This window comes from Bradyrhizobium sp. USDA 4369 (assembly GCF_054056435.1).
The window spans coordinates 7,877,524-7,900,428 of sequence record NZ_JBSRYH010000001.1; the positions used below are offsets into that span (position 1 = coordinate 7,877,524).

Below are 22,905 nucleotides of genomic sequence, written 5' to 3' on the forward strand. Positions count from 1 at the left end.
GCCCTACCCACAGAAGGACCATCACGCCGCGGTCCATCCTGAAGGTATAGAGGTGAGGTCCCTAGAGACCGTTAATTTACGGGTGTCGACGTGCATTACACGTGAAAAACTTTTGCTTTTTCTGTGTGCGTTCCGGCGCTTAAGGCGGCAACCCGGCGTCCGCACGCCGCGGGCCGGCGCACGAAGGATGCAGATGATGAAATCGAGATCAGCTCGCCGTCACCGAACGGCTAGCGCATCAGCCCGAGCGCATCGGCAAAGAACTGCGGTCCGCCGAAATTGCCGGACTTCAGCGCCAGCAGCATGTCGCCTGCCTCAGCGCCGATCGCGCGCAGCACGGGCACGCCGGCGGCGATCTCCGGACCCACCAGGAAGCCGGGAATCCTGAGCCGATCAACGACCGCGCCGGAGGTCTCGCCCCCGGCGACAATCAACCGCCGCACCCCCGCCCCGATCAGCCCCTCGGCGAGATCGGCCATGGCCTGCTCGATGGCGTGTCCCGCCGCTTCGCGGCCGTGCCTGGCCTGCAGGGCGCTGACCTGATCTGGCGTGGCGCTGGAGGCGATCAGCACGGGACCACGGCCGATCCGCTCGCCTGCCCAGGCCATCGCCCGCTGCGCTTCATCGGGACCGGCGACCAGAGCCGCCGCATCGAGATGCAGCACCGGCATGATCGTCTCGGCCTGCGCGATCTGCTGCAGCGTCGCCTGCGAGCAGCTGCCGGCGAGGCAGGCCGCCATGCCGCCGACCGGCGCACCGGCGTGATGGGTCAGGCCGTGAGGATGCGCCTGCCTGGACGCAACGAGGGCACGCGCCAGGCCGAGCCCGATCCCGGAGGCGCCGACCGAGACTTTGCTCTTCAACGCAGCCGCGCCGATGGCAGTCAGGTCGGCATCGAACACCGCATCGACGATCGCCGCGCCAAAACCCTGCCCGGCCAGCTCCTGCAGGCGGTGACCGATCGCCTCGGGCCCGTGCACGACGGTGGCGAGATCGACCAGGCCGACCGTCCTCCGGCTCTGGCGGCCGAGCACGCGCACCAGATTGGCATCATGCATCGGATTGAGCGGATGATCCTTGAGCGGGCTCTCATTGAGCGGCACGGCGCCGACGAACAGGTTGCCCTGATAGACGGTGCGTTTCGTCTCCGGGAAAGCCGGCGTCACCAGCACGATCGGATCGCCGGCATCGGCCGCCAGCGCATCCATCACCGGGCCGATATTGCCAGCATCGGTGGAATCGAAGGTCGAGCAGATCTTGAACAAGACATGCTCAGCGCCGCGGGCACGCAGCCATGTATCCGCCTCGCGCGACCGGGCCACCGCCTGCGAGGCCTCGATCGAGCGGCTCTTGAGCGAGACCACGACGGCGTCGACCTCGGGCAAAGCGAGGTCGGAGGCCGGCACGCCGATGGTCTGCACCGTGCGCAGGCCGGCGCGCGTCAGGGTGTTGGCGAGGTCGGAGGCGCCGGTGTAGTCGTCGGCGATGCAGCCGAGCTTCAGGCTCATGGCTTCACTCCCTTGTAGGGGGCGAACCATGCGAGCCCGTCCTCGGTGCGGCCGCGCGGATTGTACTCGCAGCCGACGAAGCCGGCATAGCCGAGCCGGTCTAGCTCGGCGAACAGGAACGGATAGTTCAGCTCCTCGCCATCCGGCTCGTTGCGCGAGGGAATGCTGGCGATCTGGATATGGCCGATGATGTCCATCAGCTCGCGCAGCCGCATCGTGACGTCGCCATGGATGATCTGGCAATGATAGATGTCGAACTGCAGTTTCAGGTTCGGAATCTTCAACTCGCGGATCAGGTCGCGGGCGAAGCCGAAATCGTTGAGGAAATAGCCGGGCACGCTGCGCGGATTGATCGGCTCGATGACGACGTCGAGGCCGTGGGGCGCGAAGAATTCCGCCGCCCAGGCCACGGACTTGTAATAGGCCTCGACGGCCTTGGCATCGCTGCGCTCGGCGATGCCGGCCATCATATGCAGCCGCTTCACGCCGGTCGACTTGGCATAAGGCAGCGCCGTTTCCAGGCTCGCCTTGAGATCGTCGAAACGCTCCGGCAGTGCGGCAAAGCCCTTCTCGCCGGCGTCCCAATTGCCCGGTGGCAGGTTGAACAGCGCCTGGATCAGACCATTGTCGCGCAGCCTTTTGCCGACCTCCTCGGCCGGATGATCATAGGGAAACAGGAATTCGACCGCGGTGAAGCCGGCCTTGGCGGCGGCCGCAAAGCGGTCGAGGAACGGATGCTCGGTGAACATCATCGAGAGATTGGCGGCGAAGCGCGGCATGGCGTGAGAACTCGTCGTGTTGTTACTTGGAGGAGCCCGGCAAGGTGGCGCCGGTGACCTGCGCATACATCCGCGCCACTGACGCGTCGTCGTCGCGGCCCATGCCGGCGGCCGATGTCATCAGGAACATCTGCAGCGCCGCGGCCGAGACCGGCACCGGGAAGCGGTGGTTGCGCGCCATGTCCTGGATGATGCCGAGGTCCTTGACGAAGATCTCGACCGCGCTGCGCGGCGTGTAGTCGCCGTCGAGCACGTGCGGCATGCGGTTCTCGAACATCCAGGAATTGCCGGCCGAGGCGGTGATGACCTCATAGACCTTGCGGATGTCCAGGCCCTGCTTGGCGGCGAAGGCAATCGCCTCGCTGGCGGCTGCGATGTGCACGCCGGCCAGCAACTGGTTGATCATCTTGAACGCGGCGCCCTGCCCCGCGGCATCGCCGAGCTCGTAGAGCTTGGCGGCCATCGCGTCGAGCGCCGGCCGCGCCTTGGCGAAGGCCGCAGGGCTCCCCGAGGCCAGGATGGTCAATTCGCCCTGCGCAGCGCGCTGCGCACCGCCGGAGATCGGCGCATCGAGATAGTGCCGGCCGGTGGCTTCGAGCTGTTTGGCGAGGCGGCGCGCGATGTCCGGATCCATGGTCGCGGAGGAGACGAACACGGCGTCCTTCGGCATGGTCTCGGCGGCGCCGCCGGGGCCGAACAGAATGGCCTCGGTCTGCGCCGCATTGACGACGACGCTGACGACGATGTCCGCGCCTGCCGCGGCCTCAGCCGGGCTGTTCGCGCCCTTGCCGCCATCGGCGACGAACCGCGCGACGGCATCGGCCGAAACGTCGCAGCCGGTCACCGCGAAGCCGGCGCGCTTGAGCGAGGTCGCCATGCCATATCCCATGGAGCCGAGCCCGATCACGGCGACGTTCAATTGCGATGGCTGCGGCATGCGGCAAATCCTCGAAGCGTTTCCTGAACCTGTCCGGTTGGCCCGGCTGGTCCCTGGGTATCACGGCTTGGCCACGCTGCCAAAGCGTGAGACAAAGCGGCAAAAGGTGAGGAACGAGGAAAGACCCGTGGCGGAGACTACGATTCGCGAGGCCATCTGCCGGTTCGGCCGCTCGCTGTTTGAGCGCGGGCTGACGCCGGGCTCGTCCGGCAATATCAGCGTGCGGCTCGACGATGGCGGCTGGCTGGTGACGCCGACCAATGTTTCGCTCGGCTTCCTCGATCCTGGCAGGCTCTCGCGGCTCGATGCCAACGGCAGGCTGGTGTCGGGCGACGCGCCGACCAAGGAGGTGCCGCTGCACAGTGCGCTGTACCAGACCCGCGCCGCCGCCCGCGCCGTGGTGCATCTGCACTCGACGCATTCGGTGGCAATCTCGATGCTGCCGGAGATCGATCCGCTGATGGCGCTGCCGCCGCTGACACCTTATTACTTGATGCGCTGCGGCCAGACGGCGCTGGTGCCCTATCATCGCCCCGGGGATCCGGCCGTCGCCGACGCAATCAAGGGCCTCGCCGGCCAATACGCCTCGGTGCTGCTCGCCAATCACGGGCCGGTGGTGTCCGGCGACACGCTGGAGGCGGCGGTGTTCGCGATGGAGGAGCTGGAGGAAACCGCCAAACTCTATCTGCTGCTGCGCGGGCTCAATCCGCGGCATCTGTCGCCGCAGCAGGTCGACGATCTGGTGAAGGTGTTCGGCCTCACCCTGCCCGATCACGCCGATCATCACTGATCGAACCGGCCCGGTGGACGCACATGCAGTACCCTGCACCATCGCCCGCCGAGATCGAAGCGGCCGCCCGCATTTTGTTCGAGGAGGCGCGCTTCTATCGCTGGTTTCCGATCACGACCGATTCCTACGAGATCTTCGCCGAATCCGATCGGATCGGGGTCGCCGAGTTGCGCGGCATCGCCGAACGCATGCTGATGGCGGCGGCCCAGGCCAAACTGCGCGCGGTGCTGCGCTAGCCGAGCCACGCCTGCGCCGCCATGTCGCTCGTCGTTCCGCCTTGCCTCCGGCCGGCAATGATGCCTAATGTTAAGGCAGAACATGGCTGCGCAGGCCATCAGCGGCCGCTCGATTGATAGGCAGATGCTGGCACTCCCGTCCCATTGCGGTGCGGAAGCGCGTTCGGATCTTCCACCATCAATTGCAGCGGCGTCCGCTCCACACGCCTGATGCACAGACGGGAACGGACAAAGTGCCTCCACACCGCCGTGGTTGCAGCTGTTTTCCTGGGTCTTTGCTCGGCGCGAGGGTCGCCGCAGCCGGGGCGGACGGCTCACGCGCACCAATTGCATACGTATCGCGGGCTGAGCGCACTCTTTATGCACGGCGCAACGCGGGCTCCGATCCCTTGGCATATCCGTTGCAGACACCACGCCGTCGGGAGCTGGGCGCCCGACCGTGCGAACGATGACTCATGCCCGGTTCTTGCTGACGACAGGCGATATGGAGGACGGATGGCGGCGGGCGCGAGCTTGGAACTGGTGAAGGTGACGAAAATGTACGGTCACGTCACCGCCGTCGACGCGATCGACCTGCGGATTCCCGCCGGCTCCTATTGCTGCCTGCTCGGCCCGTCCGGCTGCGGCAAGACCTCGACCTTGCGCATGATCGCCGGCCATGAATCCGCGACCTCCGGCGACATCATCGTCGGCGCCAAGAATGTCACCGAGCTGCCGCCCGCCGGGCGCGGCACCGCAATGATGTTCCAGTCCTACGCGCTGTTTCCGCATCTCTCGGTGATCGACAACGTCGCCTTCGCGCTGAAGATGAAGGGCGTCTCCAAGCCCGAGCGCCACGCCCGCGCGTGCGAGCTGCTCGAGCTCGTGGACATGCAGAGCTATGCCGGCCGGCTGCCGGCGCAGCTCTCCGGCGGCCAGCAGCAGCGCGTTGCACTGGCACGCGCGCTGATCACCTCGCCGCAGATCCTCCTGCTCGACGAACCCTTGTCGGCGCTCGATCCGTTCCTGCGCTTGCGCATGCGCGCCGAGCTGAAACGGCTGCAGCGCGAGCTCGGCCTCACCTTCATCCACGTCACCCACGGCCAGGACGAGGCGATGGCGCTGTCGGATCTCGTGGTGCTGATGAATGGCGGCCGCATTGAGCAGCAGGGCAGCCCACGCGAGATCTTCAACCATCCGCGCACCGAATTCGCCGCCCGCTTCATCGGCGGCCACAACGTGATCCCGCTGAACGGCGAGACCTTCGCGGTGCGCGTCGACCGCATTCAGCTGAAGGCGCCGGATGCCGCGATCGACGGCCCGGCCGTACCGGGCACGATCAGCAAGATCGAATATCAGGGCACTTACGTGCTCATCGCGGTCGCCACCGATGGCGGCCCGGAGATTTCGGCCCAGCTCAGCGACGACCAGTTCGACGCGGAGACCCACGTGATCGGCGAACGCGTCGTCGTGACCTGGAATCCGGCGCTCGCCGACGCGCTGACGCCCCGCCCTGCGACGTCAGCCGCGCCGGCTGCCGAACTCGTGGCCTGACTTCGCCTGCTCTTTCTTATCCCAAGGAGATGATCATGACTGATCGATCGAAAAAGACATCCATCAGCCGCCGCTCGCTGCTCAAGGGCGCGGCCGGCGTCGCCGGTCTCGCCGGCTCGGGCACGCTGCTCAGCGCGCCCTATGTCCACGCCGCCGATCCGAAGGTGCTGCGCTATCTCGGCACTGCCGTGAACGAAGGCGACGAAATCTCGAAGAAGTGCCTCGCCGACACCGGCATCAAGATCGAATACATCACGGCGACGACCGACGACGTCACCAAGCGCGTCATCACCCAGCCGAACTCCTTCGACGTGCTCGACACGGAATATTTCTCGCTGAAGAAGCTGGTGCCGTCGGGCAACATCTTCCCGCTCGATGCGCGCAAGATCAAGGAATTCGACAATATCACGCCCGTCTTCACCAAGGGCGAGCTGCCGAACGGCAAGAAGATCGGCGGCCAGGGCACCGCGCCGTGGAAGGTGCTCTATCTCGAGGGGGCGAACTCCAAGACCTTCTCGGCGACGCCGACCGAGTATGTCACGCTGATCCCGACGGTCTACAATGCCGATACGCTCGGCATCCGCCCCGACCTCATCAAGCGCCCGATCTCGTCCTGGGCCGAGCTGCTCAACCCCGAATTCAAGGGCAAGGCCTCGATCCTCAACATCCCCTCGATCGGCATCATGGACGCCGCCCTCGTCGTCGAGGCGACCGGCCAGTACAAATATGCCGACAAGGGCAACATGACCAAGGCCGAGATCGACCTGACCATGAAGGTGCTGACCGAGGCCAAGAAGGCCGGCCAGTTCCGCGCCTTCTGGAAGGACTTCAACGAGTCGGTCAACCTGATGGCCTCTGGCGAGACCGTGATCCAGTCGATGTGGTCGCCGGCCGTCACCAAGGTGCGCTCGATGGGCATCCCTTGCGTGTTTCAGCCGCTCAAGGAAGGCTACCGCTCCTGGGCCTCCGGCTTCTGCGTCTCCAAGGCGGTCGCCGGCGGGCCGAAGCTCGACTGGGCCTATGAGTTCGTCAACTGGTACCTGTCCGGCTGGGCCGGCGCCTATCTCAACCGCCAGGGCTACTACTCGGCCGTGCTGTCCACCGCCAAGGCCAACATGACCGAGGACGAGTGGGGCTACTGGATGGAAGGCAAGCCGGCGAAGAACGACATCAAGGCGCCGGACGGCACCCTGATGGAAAAGGCGGGCGCGGTGCGCGACGGCGGCTCCTATGAGGACCGCATGGGCAATGTGGTCTGCTGGAACGCCGTCATGGACGAGAACGACTACATGGTACGCAAGTGGAACGAGTTCATCGCCGCCTGACGTGACCACCATTGCTGCCGCGCCCATGACGTCATGGGCGCGGCAGAGCATCTCTGACGCTTCAAAGCCTCCGCACCGGATGACAGGTTTCTGCCGTGGCCGTGACGATCGACAACTCGCCTGACACTCTGGCGCCGGCGGACAGCGGCTTGCGCAAGCTGACCATGCGCTCGATCGCCTGGCTGCAGGCGGGGCCGATGATGCTGGTGTTCGCGCTGTTCTTCCTGTTGCCGCTGGTGCTCGTCGTCATCGTCAGTGCCTGGGACTACAACGAATATGAGATGATCCCGGCCTTCAGCTTTCGCGGCTATACTGACACGTTCGAGGGCTGCGTCGCCAATCTGCCCGAGCTATGCACGATCCTGAAGACCTATCTGAAGACGCTGAAACTGTGCCTGCTGACCTGGGGCCTGACGCTTCTGATCGGCTTCTGGGTCGCCTATTTCCTCGCCTTTCACGTCCGCAGCAAGACCTGGCAGATCGTGCTGTCACTGCTGTGCACCATCCCGTTCTGGACCTCCAACGTGATCCGGATGATCGCCTGGATCCCCCTGCTCGGCCGCAACGGCCTGGTCAACCAGGGGCTGATCGGGGCAGGCTTCATCAACAAGCCGGTCGAGTGGCTGCTGTTCTCGGAATTCTCGGTGGTGCTGGCGCTGGTCCACCTGTTCACCTTCTTCATGGTGGTGCCGATCTTCAATTCGATGATCCGCATCGACAAGCGCCTGATCGAGGCCGCCTATGACGCCGGCGCGTCGGGCTGGCAGACGCTGGTCAACATCGTCATTCCGCTGTCCAAGCCCGGCATCGTGATCGGCTCGATCTTCGTCATTACCATCGTGATGGGCGACTTCGTCACCATCGGCGTGATGGGCGGCCAGCAGATCGCCTCCGCCGGCAAGATCATCGAGTCCAGGCTCTCGGCGCTGCAATTCCCGGCCGCGGCCGCGAACGCCGTGATCCTGCTCGGCATCACCATCATCATCATCTCCGCGCTGACGCGGATCGTCGACGTGCGCAAGGAGCTCTAGCGATGGGAGACAAGCGCCCCCGCTCCTTCTACATCCTCGCGGCGTTCTTCGCAGCCTATGTGCTGTTCTTGTACGGGCCGATGATCGCGATCTACATCCTGTCGTTCCAGGGCCCGGATGGCGGCCTGACGTTCCCGATGAACGGCGTGTCGCTGACCTGGTTCGGCAAGGTGTTTTCCGGCGGCGGCATCGTCGACATCGGCGCCGCCTTCAAGCGTTCGCTGGCGCTCGGCCTCGTGGTGATGGTTATCACGGTGGTGCTGTCGGTGGCCGCCGGCATGGCGTTCCGCAAGCCGTTTCGCGGCGCCTCGATCCTGTTCTACACCGCGATCGCCAGCCTCATCATGCCGTCGATCATCACCTCGCTCGGCATCGCCTTGGAATTCCGCCTGATCGACGATTTCATCAACAAGCACGGCGCCGATGTCGGCCTCGGCTGGCTCGCCGATGGCTATACCACCGCCATGGGCCTGTTCACGTCGGGTCTCGGCGCGCATCTGACCTGGACCTTGCCATTCGGCCTCCTGATCATGTTCGCGATCTTCAACCGCTTCGACGGCCGGCTCGAGGAAGCCGCCCGCGACCTCGGCGCCACGCCGTGGCAGACCTTCCGCCATGTCGTGCTGCCGATCATCCTGCCCTCGGTCGTCGGCATCGGCCTGTTCGGCTTCACTCTGTCCTGGGACGAACTCGCCCGCTCCAGCCAAGCGATCGGCTCCGTGAATACGCTGCCGCTGGAATTGCAGGGCCTGACGACGACAGTCACCAAGCCCGACATCTACGCCCTTGGCACGCTGACCTCGGCGGTGTCGTTCGTCGTCATCTTCGCGGCGCTGTCAGTGATCCTGGTGCTGCAGGCCCGCCAGCGACGCCAAGGCTCGGACGCTGGCAAGGGCATGGTGTAGAGCGGACGGTTGATCGCTCCGTCGCCAGCATTGCTTGACATTATTGCGTCGAAGAAATCTAGACCTCTGCTTTGGCCCCTGGATTGCTTCGCTACGCTCGCAATGACGGTCGTGGCGGGCACCCAAGATCCCACATACTCCGTCATCGCGAGCGCAGCGACGCGATCCAGGGGCCACGACAAAGACTCCAAGCGGCGGTCCGTCGGTTCACTTGTGTTCGGTGACCTGATGAAACAGCCTTACGTTTACATCATGCCGAGCGGTCGCAATGGTACGCTCGTGATCGTGCTTTCGAGACAACGAGGAACGAAAGGTAGACCTTCTACTGGCCCGGCATCCTGGATTGCTTCGCTGCGCTCGCGATGACGGTTGTGGCGGGCACCGAAGCTCCCACATACTCCGTCATCGCGAGCGCAGCGACGCGATCCAGGGGCCGCGACAAAGACTCCAAGCGGCGGCCCGTTGGTTCACTTGTGTTGGGTATCCTGATGAAACAGCCTTACGTTTACATCATGGCGAGCGGTCGTAATGGTACGCTCTACGTCGGCGTGACGAGCCATCTCCCTAAACGGGCCTATGAGCACCGCGAAGGTCTTATCCCCGGCTTCACCAAGAAATACAGTTGCAAGCTGCTCGTGTGGTATGAGCCGCATGAAACGATGATCACCGCCATCGAACGCGAAAAGCAGATCAAGGCCGGCAGCCGTACGAAGAAATTATTGTTGATCGAGGCGTTCAATCCGCAATGGCTTGATCTCTACGAGACGCTGATCTGAGTCGAATCCCAACGTAAACCGATCAAGCAGCCCTGGATTGCTTCGCTACGCTCGCAATGACGGTTGTGGCAAGCACCAACGGTCCCACATACTCCGTCATCGCGAGCGCAGCGACGCGATCCAGGGGCCACAGCAAAGACTTTGAATTGCCATTGCTTTGCAGCGGCTGGACGGCTGCAAAGCACAAAGCAGATCAGAGCCCCAGATACGCCTTCCTCACGTCCTTGTTGCCGCTGATCTCGGCGGCGGTGCCCTGCATCAGGACGCGGCCGGTCTGCAGGATGTAGGCGCGGTCGGCGATCTCAAGGCATTCGGCCATGCGCTGCTCGACGATCAGCACCGTCATGCCGGCGTCGCGGATGCGCTTCACCGCCTGGAAGATCTCGTCGACCAGCTTCGGCATGATACCCTGCGACGGCTCGTCGAGCATCAGCAGTCGCGGCCGGGTCATCAGCGCGCGGCCGATCGCCAGCATCTGCTGCTCGCCGCCCGACAAGGTCTCGGCGCGCTGCTCCAGCCGCTCGGACAGGCGCGGGAACAGCTTGAACACGAAGTCGAGCGGCTCCTCGCGATTGGCTTCGCTGCGGTAGAGATAGCTGCCGAGCCTGAGATTGTCGCGCACCGAGAGCCGCGGAAACAGCCGGCGGTTCTCCGGCACATAGGCGATGCCCTTCGCCGTGATCAGATGCTGCGCCATGCCGTCGATGCGGTTGCCGTCGAAGGTGACGCTGCCAGCACGCGGCCGCTCGGCGCCGGCGATCGACTTCAACAAGGTCGACTTGCCCGCGCCATTGGCGCCGGCGACGCAGACGATCTCGCCCTGCTCGACGTCGATCGAGACGTTCGAGATCGCAACCAGCCCCTGATAGGCGGTGGTGACGTCACGCACCGACAGCATGGCGGTCTCCCAGATAAGCGGAAATGACTTTGGGATCGCGGACGACGTCCGTGGGCTTGCCTTCGATCAGCACCTTGCCGAGGTCGAGCACGATGGCGCGGTCGACCAGCGGCATCACGATCTCCATGACGTGCTCGACCATCAGCACCGTGATGCCGGTGTCGCGCACGCGGCGCACGAGTTCGACGCCCTTCTGCGATTCGACCGGCGTCAGGCCCGTGAGCACCTCGTCGAGCAGCAACAGCTTCGGCTCGGTTGCGAGCGCGCGGGCCACTTCGAGCCGCCGCTTCTCCGACGGCACGAGGTCGCTCGCCAGCACGTCGGCCCGCGCATCGAGGCCGCAGAAGGCCAGCACCTCATGTGCCTTGCGACGGGCGTCGCGCATGTTGGTGCTGCGCACCAGGGAGCCTACGATGACGTTCTCGATCACCGTCATGCTCTCAAAGCTCTTCACGACCTGGAATGTTCGGCCGATGCCGCGCTGGCAGCGCTCGGCTGCCGGCAGCGCCGTGACATCCTCGCCGTCGAAGAAGATCGTGCCTTCGGTCGGCTTGAACGCGCCGGCAATCAGATTGAACAAGGTCGACTTGCCGGCGCCGTTGGGACCGATCAAGCCGACGATCTCGCCGCGCCCGACCGTGATCGACACGTCGGAGTTCGCCGTCAAGCCCGAGAAGCGCTGGGTGATGTTGCGGGTTTCCAACAGAGCGGTCATGATGCCACCGCCTCTCTGACCTGGTTTGCAGCCGGCTTCGGCTTGCGGGAGAACAGGCTGACCAGCCCCTGCGGCCGCGCCAGCGAGATCGCGATGATCAGGCCGCCATAGACGATCAGATCGACGCCGCGGCCGGAGCCCCCGATATAGGAGCGGGTCAACTCGGTCAGCGGGATCAGGATCACCGCGCCCAGCATCGGTCCCCACAGCGTGCCGATGCCGCCCAGTACGGCCGGGAGCGCCATCAGCAGCGAGAACTGGAAGCCCATGACACTTTCTGGGTCGATGTAGGAGACGAACTGCGCGTAGAAGCTGCCACCGATCGCGACCAGGAAGGCCGAGACGGCCGCGGCGCCCATCTTGGAGTTGAACACGTCGACGCCGAGGCTTTCTGCGGCGACCGGGTTGTCCTTTACCGCGCGCCACCAATAGCCCCACTTCGAATCCTCCAGCCACCAGGTGACGAACCAGGCGACGCAGGCGAGCGCCAGCGCGAAGTAGAAATATGGCAGCTTCGAGCGGGTGAACTGGAAGGTCAGCCAGGAGTCGCGCCGCACCGGAATGTCGATACCGAGCGCCGCCCCTGCCCAATCCCAGTTCTGGAACAATAGCAGCGTGATTTCGGCGATGACGATCGTGGCAATGACGAAGTAATGGCCGCCGAGCCGGAAGCAGGGATAGCCAAGCGCCATCGCGATCAGCGCCGAGATGAGACCGCCCGCGAGCATGCCGAACCACGGCAGCACGCCGAACTTCGTGAACAGGATCGCGGTCGTATAGGCCCCGAGCCCGAAATACAGTGCGTGCCCGAGCGAGATCTGGCCGCAATAGCCGGACAGGATGTTCCAGCTCTGCGACAGCGCCGCATACATCAGGGTCAGCACCATGATGTTCTGGACATAGACGTCCTTGACGAAGAACGGCACGGCCGCCGCGATGGCCGCGAGGAAGGCGGCGACGATGAGGTCGCGCCGGCGACGTTGAATGAATGCCTTGTCCATCAGATCGATCCGAACAGACCGCGCGGGCGGATGAAGACGACGAGGAGATAGACGCCATAGATGCCGACGGTCTTCAGCGACGGCGGCAGGATCAGCGTGGTGATGGCCTCGACGAGACCGACCACGATGCCGCCGGCAAAAGCGCCGAACACGCTGCCGAAACCGCCGAGCGCCACCGTGACATAGGCGATGGTCGCAAACGAGGCGCCGACGTCCGGGAAGACATAGAAGAAGATCGCCATGACCGCGCCGGCGAGACCGACCAGCGCCGCGCCGAGGCCCCAGCCAAGCGCGAACACCTTGTTCTTGTCGATGCCGACCAGCGCCACCGCGCCGGCATCCTCACGCGTCGCCTCCAGTGCGCGTCCGAAATCGGTGCGGTGGATGAAGAAGTAGAGCCCGGCGAAGGCCGCGATCGCGATCAGCGCGCCGACCAGCTGCGGCTGCGGCAGATAGATGCCGGCGATCGAGATCGTCTTGCCGCCGAGCCAGGAGTGCGGAATGCTGCGATAGTCCGGGGTGAAGAAATACTGCGCGACGCCGCGCATCAGCACGGCCAGGCCGAAGGTGGAGAAGATCTGCACCATGCCGGTGTTGGCCTTGGCCCGGACCGCAAATCTGACGATCAAGAGATAGACCACGGCGCCAAATATGAACAAGGCGGCGGCGACCAGTGGCGCCGACAGCAGCGGATCGAGTGCGAAAAACGCGAACAGGAAGAAGGTCGCGTACATCGCGATCATCAGGAACTCGCCATGGGCGAAGTTCACGACGTCCATCAGGCCGAAGATGAGCGCCAGCCCCACGGCGATCAGGCCGTAGAGCAGGCCCATCAGCAGGCCGCTGGCGAGACTTTGGATGATTGTTTCTGCTGTCACTTCACTTGCTCCCCCGTCATTGCGAGCGAAGCGAAGCAATCCAGACCTTCTCTTTGGCTCCTGGATTGCTTCGTCGCTGCGCTCCTCGCAATGACGGAGCACGACCGATGCTCCGCCATGGTCCGATGCAGAGCGCGGCCGGCGCCCTGCGCGTGCTTACTTCATCGGCCAGCTGGCTTCCGCCACGGCCGCCTGGGTCGGGAAGATGGTGACGAACTTGCCGCCGACATATTGCAGCAGCACCGGATCGGCATCGTTGTTCTGGCCGTTCTCGTCGAACTTCACCCGCTTCCACGGCATGATGGTCTGGTTGCCCGGCATGTCGGTGGCGGCCAGCGCGTCGCGGATCTTCTCGCCGTCGGTCGACTTGGCGCGGTTGATGGCGTCGGCCATCACGATCAGGCCCATGAACTGGCGTGAGGAGTAGTCGTTGAAGTCCTTGCCCGACTTGGCCTTGAACATGTCGTTGATCTTGCCGACCATCGGCCGCTTGGCGGCGAGGTCGAGCGAGAACGAGCCGCGCGAGATCACGCCTTCGAGCTTGTCGCCGACGGCATCATACAGCGCCTTCTCCGAGAAGCCTGCATCCTGCGCCACGATCGCGTTCGGCTTGTAGCCGAGCTCGGCCATGGTCTTGACCAGCAGGATGCCGTCCGTGGTGTAGCTGGACGGCATCAGCACGTCGGCATTGGCGGCCTTGAGCTGCTGCACCTCGGCCGACAGCGACGGCGAGTTGGCGCGATACTTGATGTCGGCGACGACCTTGTAGCCACGCTCCTGGGCGAGCTTGAGCTGGGCGTTGCTCGAATCCGTGCCGAAGATGGTGTCCTCGTGGAACAGCGCCAGGGTCTCGATCTTGGTGCCCTTCTTTTTCATGGCATCGAAGAAGTCGAACATCGCCTGCGAGAACATCTCGTCATGCGGCGCGGCGCGGAAATAATACTTCAGGCCGCGGCGATGCAGGCTCGGCGAGGAATTGTCGGCTGACAGATACGGAACCTGGTAGCGCTCGCAGATCTGGCTCGCGGTGACCGCAACCGCGCTCTGATAGGAGCCGATGACGGCAACGACCTTTTCCTGCGTGATCAGCCGCTCGGCCTCGGCGCGGCCCTTCTGCGGGTCGGCCTGGTGGTCGGCGAACACCAGCTTGATCTTGGCGCCGCCGAGGCCCGGCAGGCCTTCGGTACGGGCGAGCGGGAGATCGTAATCGAACTTGCCGTTGATGATCTCGGCCGCGGTTTCGAACGCGCGCTGCGCATCGACGCCGATCTGGGCGCTGGCGCCAGAGAACGGATAAATGACGCCGATCTTCACTTCCGACGTCTGGGCGCGGGCAGCAATCGGCCCGAGCGCGGCGGCAGCGGTGGCTCCAAGCAGGACATTACGGCGCGTGATGGTCATGGCAAGATCCTCTGATGAAAGCGCGTCGATGAAGAGTTGAGGTCGGCGTGAAAGCTCAAAAGGAGGCATGGCTGCCTGATTAGAGGACGGCGAGATCCTTGTTCTTGAGATCGGTGATCAGCATCAGTCCCGGGGCGTGGGTGATGGCGAAGGGCAGCTTGGCGGCTGATATGACCGCCTGCGGCGTCACCCCGCAGGCCCAGAATACAGGGATTTCATCCGCGGCGACCGGCACCGGATCACCATAATCCGGCTTGTTGATATCAGCGATCCCGATCTGGTCGGGATGGCCGAGATGCACCGGCGCGCCGTGCACGGCGGGAAAGCGCGTCGTGATCTGCACCGCGCGGATCGCCTGCGCCGGCTTGAACGGGCGCATCGACACCACCATCGGACCGGAGAATGGACCCGACGGCGTGCAGGCGATGTTGGTACGGTACATCGGCACGCGGCAACCCTGCTCGATGTGGCGGATCGGCAGGCCGTCGGCCATCAGCGCCTCCTCGAACGAAAACGAGCAGCCGAGCACGAAGGTGACGAGATCGTCACGCCAATGCGCCAGGAGATCGGTCGGCTCCTCCACCATCTCGCCGTCACGCCAGACGCGATAACGCGGCACGTCGGTACGGATGTCGAGATCAGCGCCGAGCGCCGGAATGAAAGGATTGCCCGGATCGGACATGCCGATGATCGGGCACGGTTTCGGATTGAGCTGGCAGAAGCGGTGGAAGGCGCCGGCATATTGCTCGGGAAGGATCGCCAGATTGCCCTGCACGAAGCCGTTGGCCACACCCGCCGTGCTCCAGCCCTTGCCGGCGCGATAGTCCAGGCGGGCCTGGTGGCTGGGGAGAAGCCCGGCCTCGCCGGCCTGTTGCTGCACTGCCGCGGAAACAGTCATTTGAGCCATTTGCCTAATATCTCGACAAACTCACTCAACATCAGCCATGCTATAAAGTCTAATCTTCGTTTTTAATCAGGATCGATAAAACAAATTGATCCGAGGTGGGGCCGATGTTGGATTTCCGTTCCATCGAGACATTTCTCTGGGTGGTCAAGCTGGGCAGCTTCCGCGGCGCGGCGCAGCGCCTCAATACCACCCAGCCCGCGATCTCCCAGCGCATCGCCCAGCTCGAGCGCGAGCTCGGCGTCAAGCTGCTCAACCGCGATCACCGCGTGGCCTCGCCCACCGCGAGCGGGCGGCAGATGCTGGTCTATGCCGAGAAGCTGATCGGCCTGCGTGCGGAGATGCTGGCCGAAGTCGGCGACCGCTCGGCGATGCGCGGCGTGCTCCGGCTCGGCGTGGCCGAGACCATCGTGCATGACTGGCTGCCGCGGCTGATCAAGAGCGTCAACGAGAGCTATCCCAATCTCTCGCTGGAGATCGAGGTCGACGTCACGCCCAATCTGCACGCGCGCCTGCTGGCGCAGGAGATCGAGCTCGCCTTCGCGCTGGGGGCGCCGTCGGAGTCCGGCATCCGCAGCCGGGTGCTGTGCGATTACCCGATCAGCTTCCTGGCCAGCCCTGCCTTGGGCTTCGGCAAGGGCCTCGTCACGGCCGAGCAGATGGCGCGGTTTCCGATCATCACCTTCCCGCGCAACACCCAGCCCTATGACAATGTGCGCTCGCTGTTCAACCGGCCGCATCTGCCGCCGATGCGGCTGCACGCCAGCGCCTCGCTGGCGACCGTCATCCACATGGCGATCGAGGGCCTCGGCGTCGCCGTGATTCCCGCGGCGATCGTCGCCAACGAGATCGAGAGCGGACGCTTGCAGGAGCTGAAAACGGATCTGCGGATTCCGCCGCTGACCTTCACCGCAAGCTGGCTGTCGTCGCCGGAGATGGTCGCGATCGAGCGCGTCGCCGAGCTCGCAGCCAGGACGGCGCAGACGGCCAGCCATCCCTCGGCATCGGTTGACGCGATCGTCGCGGCGCGCGATGGACAGGATGCCGGAGTACAGGGAATTCAAGCATGAGCCGCGCCGCTACCAATCTGCAGATCGATTCCGCCCGCCTCTGGGACAGCATCCACGAGACCGCCAAGTTCGGCGCCACGGCGAAGGGCGGCGTGCGCCGGCTGACCCTGAGCCAGGAGGACAAGCAGGTTCGCGACTGGTTCCGCAAGGCCTGCGAGGATGCGGGGCTCGAGGTTCACGTCGACACGCTCGGCTCGATGTTCGCACTTCGCAAGGGACGCGACATGTCGAAGCCGCCGGTCGGGCTCGGCTCGCATCTCGACACCCAGCCGACCGGCGGCAAGTTCGATGGCATTCTGGGCACGCTCGGCGCGCTGGAGGTGATCCGCACCCTGAACGATGCCGGCATCGAGACCGACGCACCGCTCTGCATCGTCAACTGGACCAATGAGGAAGGCTCGCGCTTCGCGCCGGCGATGATGGCGTCCGCCGCCTATGTCGGCGACTTCACCGTCGAGGACATCCTGTCGCGGAAAGATGCTGAGGGCGTCACGGTCGGCGAGGCGCTGGACGGCATTGGCTATCGCGGTGCGACCGAAGTCGGCACGCAAAGATTCTCCGGCTTCGTCGAGCTGCATATCGAGCAGGGCCCGATCCTGGAGGCCGAGAACAAGACCATCGGCGTGGTCGATCACGGCCAGGGCGTGTTCTGGTATGACGGCAAGGTCACCGGCTTCGAGAGCCATGCCGGCTCGACGCCGATGCCGCTGCGCCGCGACGCGCTGCTGGCGCTGTCGGAATTCGCGCTCACTTTGGAGCAGATCGCGCTCAAGCTCGGGCCGAATGCGGTCGCCACCATCGGCGAGGCCGTGATCGCCAATCCCTCGCGCAACGTCATCCCCGGCGAGATCGCCTTCACCATCGACTGCCGCAGCGCCGATGCCGACACGCTGGAAGCGCTCGACGCCAGCCTGCGCGCCGCGGCGAGTGAAATCTCGAAGAAGCGGAAGGTCGAGATCGCGATCGACCAGGTCTGGCGCAAGCCGCCGACGCATTTCGATCCCAAGCTGGTCGATGCCGTCGAGCGCGCCGCCGGCACGCTCGGCTATGCGCACCGCCGCATCACCTCCGGCGCCGGCCACGACGCCTGCAATCTGAACACCATCATGCCGGCGGCCATGGTGTTCGTGCCGTGCAAGGACGGCATCAGCCACAACGAGCTGGAGGACGCCACCCAATCCGACTGCGCCGCCGGCGCCAACGTGCTGCTGCACACGGTGCTGTCGCTGGCGGGCGTGGCGTCGTAACTATTATTCTTTCGCTGATCTTATCATTCAATCGAGCTGACGACCCCGAGCGCGCTGCGCTCCCCTCCCCCTTGCGGGGAGGGGTCGGGGGTGGGGGTCCACAACGGCGGTGTCGCCCGGAGGCCCCCCTCCCCAGCCCTCCCCCACAAGGGGGGAGGGAGCACAGCTTCGTCGGCGTGAATGCTCGGCACACCCGAAGGAGACCACACGTGCGCGGAGTTTTCATCGACGCCAACGACTCGCTTGCCGAGATCTTCGAGCGGCAGCGCCAACCGGGTGATCCCGAGGTGCGCGTGCATCTCGATCCCGACATCAAGCCGGAGGACTGGCCGGCCATCCTCGCCGGCGCCGAGATCGGCGTGGTCGATCACACCGCGCTGCCGACGGATGTCGCCAGGCAGTGCAAGGGCCTCAAGCACGTCGTGTTCCTCGGCACCGGCGCGCGCAGCTACATGAACCCCGAAGAACTGGCCGAACTCGGCATCACCGTGCACCTGATCAAGGGCTATGGCGACACCGCTGTCGCCGAAGCCGCCATTGCGCTGATGTGGGCGTCGGCCCGCGGCATCGCGCAGATGGATCGCGAGATGCGCGCCGGCAACTGGCTGCGTGACGACGGCATGCAGCTGACCGGCAAGACCCTCGGCCTGATCGGTTTCGGCGGCATCGCAGCCGAAGTCGCGCGCATCGCCTCGGGCAGCGGCATGAAGGTGATCGCCTGGAACCGCTCGCCGAAGAGCCACCCGGGCGTGACGTTCGTGGATCTCGACACGCTGCTGCAGCAGAGTCATGTCGTGTCGCTCCATCTCCTGCTCAACGACGAGACCCGCGGCTTCCTCTCCCGCCAGCGCATCGCGCAGATGCGCAAGGGCGTGATCTTCGTCAACACCGCCCGCGCCGCCATCGTCGACGAGGCCGCCATGATCGATGCTTTGCGCAGCGGCCACATCCGCCACGCCGGCCTCGACGTCTTCAACACCGAGCCGCTGCCGGCCGGTCACGTGCTGACGACGATCCCGAACGTGACGCTGTCGGCCCACTCCGCCTTCCGGACGCCGGAAGCCAGCGAGAACCTGATCCATGCGGCGTGGGAGCATTGCCGGCGGGTGGCGAAGTCGTCGTAGCCCCAGCTCCCACCTCCGTCATTGCGAGCGCAGCGAAGCAATCCAGAGTCCCGCGACGGCCCTGGATTGCTTCGTCGCTGCGCTCCTCGCAACGACAATGTTGCTCCATCCGTCGCCCAACCACCCCTGTCGTCCCGTCGAAAGCCGGGACACCCCTACCGCGTGATCTATCGTGGGCCGACGGTGGCAGACGCGTAGGGCGGATTAGCGCAGCGCCATCCAGTAGCGATGGAGAAGCCGGCGGGTTACCGCTGCGCTAACCCGCCCTACGTACTGGTGTCATGAAACCCGGCCGGGCGCGAAACAAACAGCTACAACTAATCCACCATGTCCGCGACGGCCTTGCCGCACGCCTCGGTGTCCGCATTGCCGCCGAGGTCGCGCGTGCGCAGGGTCCGCTCCGCGAGCGTGCGCTCGATCGCGCCGACAATCGACTGTGCCGCGGTCTTTTCGCCGAGATGCTCCAGCATCATCGCGCCCGACCAGATCATGCCGATCGGGTTGGCGATGCCCTGCCCCGCGATATCAGGCGCCGAGCCGTGCACCGGCTCGAACACTGACGGGAAATTGCGCTCGGGGTTGATGTTGCCCGACGGCGCGATGCCGATGGTGCCGGTGCAGGCGGGGCCGAGATCCGACAGGATGTCGCCGAACAGATTGGACCCGACCACGACGTCGAACCAATCCGGATGCAGCACGAAATTCGCGGTGAGGATGTCGATGTGGTACTTGTCCCACTTCACGCCCGGATAGTTCTTGGCCATCGCCTCGACGCGCTCGTCCCAATACGGCATCGTGATCGAGATGCCGTTCGACTTGGTCGCGGAGGTCAGGTGCTTCTTCGGCCGGGACTGCGCCAGCTCGAAGGCGAACTTCAGGATACGATCGACGCCGGTGCGGGTCATCACCGTCTGCTGGGTGACGAATTCGCGGTCGGTGTCGGGAAACATGCGGCCACCCACGGACGAATACTCGCCTTCGGTGTTCTCGCGCACCACCCAGAAATCGATGTCGCCGGGCTTGCGGCCCGCCAGCGGCGACGGCACGCCGGGCATCAGGCGCACGGGGCGCAGATTGACGTATTGGTCGAACTCGCGGCGGAACTTGATCAGCGAGCCCCACAGCGAGACATGGTCGGCGATCTTGGCCGGCCAGCCGACGGCACCGAAATAGATCGCGTCATGGCTGCCGATCTGCGCCTTCCAGTCGTCCGGCATCATCTGGCCGTGCTTCTCGTAATAATCGTAGCTCGAGAAGTCGAAATGATCGAACTGCACGGCGACGCCGTGCTTCTTGGCCGCGGCCTCGATCACGCGCAGCCCTTCGGGCATGACCTCCTTGCCGATGCCGTCGCCGGGGATGACTGCGATGCGATAGGGCTTCTTGCTCATCGAGCGGATCCTCAGATGTGGCGCCGGCTATCCCGGCTCAAATGGTCGATCGCCTGAATGGACCAAATGGCGGACCGACGCAACGCTGCGGTGCAAGATTGACCGCATGGCTGACGCGCCCGACAATCGGGTCTCCTCCCCTTCAGCGAGAACCTCCATGGATCTTCATCTGCGCGGCAAGCGCGTTCTCATCACCGGCGCCTCAAAGGGCATCGGCGCCGCGGCAGCGGAAGTCTTCGCGGAGGAAGGCTGCCACGTCCGGCTCGCGGCGCGCAGTGCCGACCGGCTGTCGGCACTGGTGGAGCAGCTTCGCTCCAGTCACCAGATCGATGCGGCGGCGCATGTGGTGGATCTGCGCGAATCCGAGGACGTCGCCCGGCTGGCCCAAGAGGCCGCCGACATCGACATCCTCGTCAACAATGCCGGCGACATTCCGGGCGGGCCGATCGACAAGATCGACGAGGCGGCCTGGCGGCGCGCCTGGGACTTGAAGGTGTTCGGCTTCATCAACCTCACCCGGCTGGTCTACGCGCAGATGAAGGCACGCGGATCGGGCGTGATCATCAACGACATCGGCGCGGCCGGCGAGAAGTTCGACGCCAACTACATCTGCGGCAGCGCCGGCAATGCTGCGCTGATGGCGTTCACCCGCGCGCTCGGCTCCAAGAGCCTTGCCGACAATATCCGCGTCGTCGGCATCAATCCCGGGCCGGTCGGCACCGACCGCCACGTCACCCTGCTGAAGACCCGCGCGAAACAGCAGTTCGGCGACGAGAGCCGCTACACGGAATTCCAGAAGGGCCTGCCGCTCGGCCGCCCCGCGCATGTCCGCGAGATCGCCGACCTCATGGCATTCCTGGCCTCCGACCGTGCCGGCTACACGTCGGGCGTGATCTATACCGTTGACGGCGGCATCAGCGCAGGGTGGGGTTGATCGCCGCAACCTTTCCACGCCGACCGAAACGTGATCTACCAGCTTTCGCCGGGACGCTTCCAATCAGGAGAACTGCACTTTGGCCGACCAGGGATTGATCCGTGAGACCGCCTGCGCCGTCGTCGACAAGTTGAAGGCCGGCGTCATCACGCCGCTCGATTGCCTCGACGCGCTTGAAGCGCGCATCACAGCTGTCGACGACAAGGTCAACGCGCTTCCGACCCTCTGCTTCGACCGCGCCCGCGATCACGCCAAGGCGCTGATGCAGAAGCCAGCGGCGGAGCGCGGGCTACTCGCCGGGCTGCCGGTGCCGATCAAGGATCTTACGGATGTTCAGGGCGTCCTGACGACGCAGGGCTCGCCGATCTTCAAGGACCGGATTCCAGAACACTCCGATCTCCTGGTGACGCATCTCGAAGCCAATGGCGGCGTGATCTACGCCAAGTCGAACACGCCGGAGTTCGGCGCCGGCGCCAACACCTTCAACGAGGTGTTTGGCGCAACGCGCAATCCCTGGGACACGTCCCGCTCGGCGGCGGGCTCCTCGGGCGGCGCTGCAGTCGCGCTCGCGACCGGCATGGCCTGGCTCGCGCACGGCTCCGACATGGGCGGCTCGCTGCGCAATCCCGCAAGTTTCTGCGGCATCGTCGGCCTGCGCCCGAGCTTCGGCCGCGTCGCGCATACGCCGGCCGTCGCTGTCGACCGCAATCTCGGCGTCCAGGGCCCGATGGCGCGCAATGTCGCGGATCTCGCGCTGCTGCTCGACGCGATGAGCGGCGAGTACGCCGCCGATCCGATCTCGCTGCCCTCGCCCGCGACCTCGTTCCTGGCCGCGGCCCGCTCCGGCAAGAAGCCGGTGCGCGTCGCCTACTCGCCCGATCTCGGCATCACGCCGGTTGATCCCGAAGTCGCCGCGGTCACCCGCAAGGCGGCGCAGCGCTTCAATGAGCTCGGCGTCATCGTCGAGGAGGCGCATCCCGATTTCAGCGAGGCGCATGAATGCTTCCACGTGCTGCGCGCGCTCGACTTCGCGATGAGCAAGGCCGAGCTGCTGCGCACCAAGCGCGACCTGTTGAAGCCCGAGGTGATCTGGAACATCGAGGAAGGGCTGAAGCTCACGGTGGCGCAGATCGCGCGCGCCGAGGCGCAGCGCGTCGCGATCACGGCGCGCGCCGTCAGGTTCTTCGAGACCTATGATCTGCTGCTGGCACCTGCGACCATCGTGCCGCCCTTCCCGGTCGAGAACCGCTACGTCGCCGAATGCGCCGGGCACAAATTCGACAACTACGTGCAGTGGCTCGGCATCGTCTACGCGATCACGCTCGCTTGCTGCCCGGCGCTATCGCTGCCCTGCGGCTTCACCGCGTCGGGCCTTCCGGTCGGCCTGCAGGTGATCGCGGCGCCGCGCGCCGATGCCCAGCTGCTCGCCGGCGCCAAGGTGCTGGAAGACATGCTCGGTGTCGCCAACTCGACCCCGATCGATCCACGCGCGCCGAAAGGCTGAGCGGCGCATCCGCAGCCC

At 65.1% G+C, this 22,905-nt stretch carries 22 protein-coding genes; 12 read left to right on the forward strand and 10 right to left on the reverse strand.

Annotated features, from left to right (window positions below; genetic code table 11):
* Positions 1-230 precede the first annotated feature (230 nt).
* Genes otnK through ltnD form a run of 3 tightly spaced genes read right to left on the reverse strand, consistent with a single transcriptional unit; the run spans position 231 to position 3,224 of the window.
* Positions 231-1,508, reverse strand: a complete 1,278-nt coding sequence (otnK, locus tag ACVIJ6_RS35715) for a 3-oxo-tetronate kinase (protein ID WP_456776583.1) — start codon at positions 1,506-1,508, stop codon at positions 231-233.
* A complete protein-coding gene (gene otnI, locus ACVIJ6_RS35720) occupies positions 1,505-2,287 on the reverse strand; it encodes a 2-oxo-tetronate isomerase (protein ID WP_456776584.1) in 783 nt (260 codons plus the stop codon). Before otnI ends, otnK begins: the two co-directional genes overlap by 4 nt.
* A gap of 22 nt (positions 2,288-2,309) precedes the next feature.
* A complete protein-coding gene (gene ltnD, locus ACVIJ6_RS35725) occupies positions 2,310-3,224 on the reverse strand; it encodes an L-threonate dehydrogenase (protein WP_456776585.1) in 915 nt (304 codons plus the stop codon).
* A gap of 127 nt (positions 3,225-3,351) precedes the next feature.
* Between ltnD and otnC the strand changes: the two genes are divergently transcribed.
* From otnC to ACVIJ6_RS35760, 7 genes are all read left to right on the forward strand, one after another.
* Positions 3,352-4,014, forward strand: a complete 663-nt coding sequence (gene otnC / locus ACVIJ6_RS35730) for a 3-oxo-tetronate 4-phosphate decarboxylase (protein WP_456776586.1) — start codon at positions 3,352-3,354, stop codon at positions 4,012-4,014.
* Positions 4,015-4,037: 23 nt separating this feature from the next.
* Positions 4,038-4,250 (forward strand): hypothetical protein, encoded by a 213-nt coding sequence (locus ACVIJ6_RS35735; protein WP_456776587.1) that lies wholly within the window; start codon positions 4,038-4,040, stop codon positions 4,248-4,250.
* Between the two features lie 495 nt (positions 4,251-4,745).
* Complete coding sequence (locus ACVIJ6_RS35740) at positions 4,746-5,783, forward strand: ABC transporter ATP-binding protein (RefSeq protein ID WP_456776588.1); 1,038 nt, start codon at positions 4,746-4,748, stop codon at positions 5,781-5,783.
* 35 nt (positions 5,784-5,818) lie between these two features.
* Positions 5,819-7,108 carry an ABC transporter substrate-binding protein gene (locus tag ACVIJ6_RS35745; protein WP_012043041.1) on the forward strand — a complete coding sequence of 430 codons (1,290 nt, stop codon included), beginning with the start codon at positions 5,819-5,821 and terminating at the stop codon, positions 7,106-7,108.
* Between the two features lie 95 nt (positions 7,109-7,203).
* Positions 7,204-8,139: an ABC transporter permease gene (locus ACVIJ6_RS35750; protein ID WP_456776589.1), complete on the forward strand. Its 936-nt coding sequence runs from the start codon at positions 7,204-7,206 to the stop codon at positions 8,137-8,139.
* 2 nt (positions 8,140-8,141) lie between these two features.
* The gene (locus ACVIJ6_RS35755) at positions 8,142-9,044 is read left to right on the forward strand and encodes an ABC transporter permease (RefSeq protein ID WP_315714960.1); all 903 of its coding nucleotides are present in this window, start codon (positions 8,142-8,144) and stop codon (positions 9,042-9,044) included.
* A gap of 488 nt (positions 9,045-9,532) precedes the next feature.
* Entirely contained in the window at positions 9,533-9,820 is a 288-nt protein-coding gene (locus ACVIJ6_RS35760) for a GIY-YIG nuclease family protein (RefSeq protein ID WP_456777154.1), read from the forward strand.
* A 193-nt stretch (positions 9,821-10,013) separates the two neighbouring features.
* On the opposite strand, the gene ACVIJ6_RS35765 is transcribed toward ACVIJ6_RS35760, so the two are convergent.
* The 6 genes from ACVIJ6_RS35765 to ACVIJ6_RS35790 form a co-directional block, all read right to left on the reverse strand.
* Positions 10,014-10,718 (reverse strand): ABC transporter ATP-binding protein, encoded by a 705-nt coding sequence (locus tag ACVIJ6_RS35765; protein WP_456776590.1) that lies wholly within the window; start codon positions 10,716-10,718, stop codon positions 10,014-10,016.
* Positions 10,702-11,433: an ABC transporter ATP-binding protein gene (locus tag ACVIJ6_RS35770; RefSeq protein WP_456776591.1), complete on the reverse strand. Its 732-nt coding sequence runs from the start codon at positions 11,431-11,433 to the stop codon at positions 10,702-10,704. The genes ACVIJ6_RS35765 and ACVIJ6_RS35770 overlap by 17 nt, the downstream gene beginning before the upstream one ends.
* On the reverse strand, positions 11,430-12,434 hold the full coding sequence (locus tag ACVIJ6_RS35775; RefSeq protein ID WP_456776592.1) for a branched-chain amino acid ABC transporter permease: 1,005 nt from the start codon (positions 12,432-12,434) through the stop codon (positions 11,430-11,432). Before ACVIJ6_RS35775 ends, ACVIJ6_RS35770 begins: the two co-directional genes overlap by 4 nt.
* Positions 12,434-13,312: a branched-chain amino acid ABC transporter permease gene (locus tag ACVIJ6_RS35780; protein WP_041750618.1), complete on the reverse strand. Its 879-nt coding sequence runs from the start codon at positions 13,310-13,312 to the stop codon at positions 12,434-12,436. The genes ACVIJ6_RS35775 and ACVIJ6_RS35780 overlap by 1 nt, the downstream gene beginning before the upstream one ends.
* 156 nt (positions 13,313-13,468) lie before the next feature.
* A complete protein-coding gene (locus ACVIJ6_RS35785) occupies positions 13,469-14,713 on the reverse strand; it encodes an ABC transporter substrate-binding protein (protein ID WP_456776593.1) in 1,245 nt (414 codons plus the stop codon).
* Between the two features lie 79 nt (positions 14,714-14,792).
* On the reverse strand, positions 14,793-15,611 hold the full coding sequence (locus ACVIJ6_RS35790; RefSeq protein WP_456776594.1) for a putative hydro-lyase: 819 nt from the start codon (positions 15,609-15,611) through the stop codon (positions 14,793-14,795).
* A gap of 113 nt (positions 15,612-15,724) precedes the next feature.
* Here ACVIJ6_RS35790 and ACVIJ6_RS35795 point away from each other — a divergent pair, with 113 nt between their 5' ends.
* The 3 genes from ACVIJ6_RS35795 to ACVIJ6_RS35805 all read left to right on the forward strand — a co-directional run bounded on the left by ACVIJ6_RS35795 (position 15,725) and on the right by ACVIJ6_RS35805 (position 19,058).
* Positions 15,725-16,687, forward strand: a complete 963-nt coding sequence (locus ACVIJ6_RS35795; RefSeq protein WP_456776595.1) for a LysR family transcriptional regulator — start codon at positions 15,725-15,727, stop codon at positions 16,685-16,687.
* Positions 16,684-17,934: an allantoate amidohydrolase gene (locus tag ACVIJ6_RS35800; protein ID WP_456776596.1), complete on the forward strand. Its 1,251-nt coding sequence runs from the start codon at positions 16,684-16,686 to the stop codon at positions 17,932-17,934. Before ACVIJ6_RS35795 ends, ACVIJ6_RS35800 begins: the two co-directional genes overlap by 4 nt.
* A 209-nt stretch (positions 17,935-18,143) precedes the next feature.
* Positions 18,144-19,058 carry an NAD(P)-dependent oxidoreductase gene (locus tag ACVIJ6_RS35805; protein ID WP_456776597.1) on the forward strand — a complete coding sequence of 305 codons (915 nt, stop codon included), beginning with the start codon at positions 18,144-18,146 and terminating at the stop codon, positions 19,056-19,058.
* A 317-nt stretch (positions 19,059-19,375) separates the two neighbouring features.
* Here the strand turns inward: ACVIJ6_RS35805 and ACVIJ6_RS35810 are convergent, their stop codons facing one another.
* Positions 19,376-20,449, reverse strand: a complete 1,074-nt coding sequence (locus ACVIJ6_RS35810; RefSeq protein ID WP_456776598.1) for a tartrate dehydrogenase — start codon at positions 20,447-20,449, stop codon at positions 19,376-19,378.
* A gap of 157 nt (positions 20,450-20,606) precedes the next feature.
* Here ACVIJ6_RS35810 and ACVIJ6_RS35815 point away from each other — a divergent pair, with 157 nt between their 5' ends.
* Both ACVIJ6_RS35815 and ACVIJ6_RS35820 read left to right on the forward strand, forming a co-directional pair.
* Positions 20,607-21,383, forward strand: coding sequence for an SDR family oxidoreductase (locus ACVIJ6_RS35815; protein ID WP_456776599.1), 777 nt, complete (start codon positions 20,607-20,609; stop codon positions 21,381-21,383).
* Between the two features lie 79 nt (positions 21,384-21,462).
* Complete coding sequence (locus tag ACVIJ6_RS35820; RefSeq protein ID WP_456776600.1) at positions 21,463-22,887, forward strand: amidase; 1,425 nt, start codon at positions 21,463-21,465, stop codon at positions 22,885-22,887.
* Positions 22,888-22,905: the final 18 nt, after the last annotated feature.